2 protein-coding genes are annotated in these 1,457 nt (G+C 34.0%); both read right to left on the bottom strand.

The window, feature by feature from the left end:
* Nucleotides 1-168 precede the first annotated feature (168 nt).
* Complete coding sequence (locus ACI313_RS05085) at nucleotides 169-1,194, bottom strand: PDDEXK nuclease domain-containing protein (RefSeq protein WP_154459518.1); 1,026 nt, start codon at nucleotides 1,192-1,194, stop codon at nucleotides 169-171.
* 59 nt (nucleotides 1,195-1,253) lie between these two features.
* Nucleotides 1,254-1,457, bottom strand: a 204-nt coding sequence (locus ACI313_RS05090; protein ID WP_439755461.1) for a hypothetical protein, incomplete at its 5' end; no start/stop codon positions are given.

The raw sequence follows: 1,457 nt of genomic DNA on the forward strand, positions 1-1,457 counted from the left end.
GAGTTCGCTCGCTTTCTTGGGGATTGTACCTGTGAAAACAGATGGTATTCAAGCTATAGCAATGCAAACAAAAAACGCTAGCAACTTCTGCTAACGTTTATGATCAGTTATTCCTCTATTTCCCAGTGGCCGATATATCCTCTACCAACATATTTAATGCAGTCTAATCTACTTTTTATTCTTTTCTTCATTTTTGAGAATGACTGCTTCTACTTGGGCTAGAAGTTGTTCTTTGTCAGGCATATAAGTAACGTATTTAGAAGCAAATATATTGTTACTTAATCCACCTAAAGCATACTGCATATCAACATTTCCTTTATCTGTACAAAGAATCAGTCCTATTGGCGGATTGTCATTTTCATCATTTACTTCAGCTGCATAATAATTGAGATACATATTAAGCTGGCCAACAGCTTCCGGCATTAGCTTGATTGTCTTTAATTCAATAAGAACGTATGATCTTAGAATCTTATTGTAAAATACCATATCAACATAATAGTGAACGTTGCCGAATGTTACTCTTTGTTGTGTTCCAACAAACATGAATCCTTTGCCAAGTTCCAGCAGGAACTTCTCAATTTGCCTTACCAGTGCTTCTTCAAGATCTGATTCCATCATTGGCTTGTCTTCTGGTATACCAAGGAATTCAAACACATATGGATCTTTTACAATATCTTCAGGTTTTGCGATTTCATTTCCCTTTAAAGCTAAATCAAGTACTTTCTGTTTGTTTGCTTCGCCGTTTGATAGAAGCAGTCTTTCAAACAAAGACGAAGATATCTGTCTTCTCAGTTCCCGTACGCTCCATTTAGAGTTGATGCATTCTACTTCATAAAAATGTCTTTTATCCTTATCGGAAATGGATAACAGTTCACAATAATGTGACCAGCTTAGTCGTTCAGACAGTGTCTGAACGGATCCATACTCTTTATAAAAAGCCATCATATTCCAAATATTTGCACGAGAAAATCCTTTTCCAAACTTGTTTGTAAGATCTTTGGAAATAGTGGTGATAGTAGCTTTTTGATAGTTTTCGTCATCCTGATGTTCCATCATATCTTCAACAATCAACCTTCCAATTTCCATATATGTTACAAGAAGTGTATTATTAACCTGTACAGCAACCTGGTTTCTTGCTTTATCTAATAGACTTTCTATTTGGGTTATCAATTTGTTATGATCTAATTCATTCATTTCTTGACCTCCTAAATACTAAGTTATAAATTATTAATAATTTTGAAATATCAACAGTATTATAACATTTCTGGCAAACCATTATAAGATATTGCGTTCACTGTTTTCAGGCTAGACATCATAAACGACTTATGAAATACTGTTATCAATGAATGCAACATCATACATATCCTTAAAGATGCTATTTGCTCTTCAGGATATGTAACAACGCTTAAAAACCATTTCCGTGAAAACATTTTTGAAAACATTTTTTGTAGACGCAT

Origin of the sequence: Floccifex sp. (assembly GCF_051873495.1) — a bacterium.
Classification (GTDB): Bacteria; Bacillota_I; Bacilli_A; order Erysipelotrichales; family Erysipelotrichaceae; genus Floccifex.

Bases quoted from the DNA above. Each gene is read 5' to 3' on its own strand.
- ACI313_RS05085 (WP_154459518.1), bottom strand. From the start codon at position 1,194: ATGAATGAATTAGATCATAACAAATTGATAACCCAAATAGAAAGTCTA.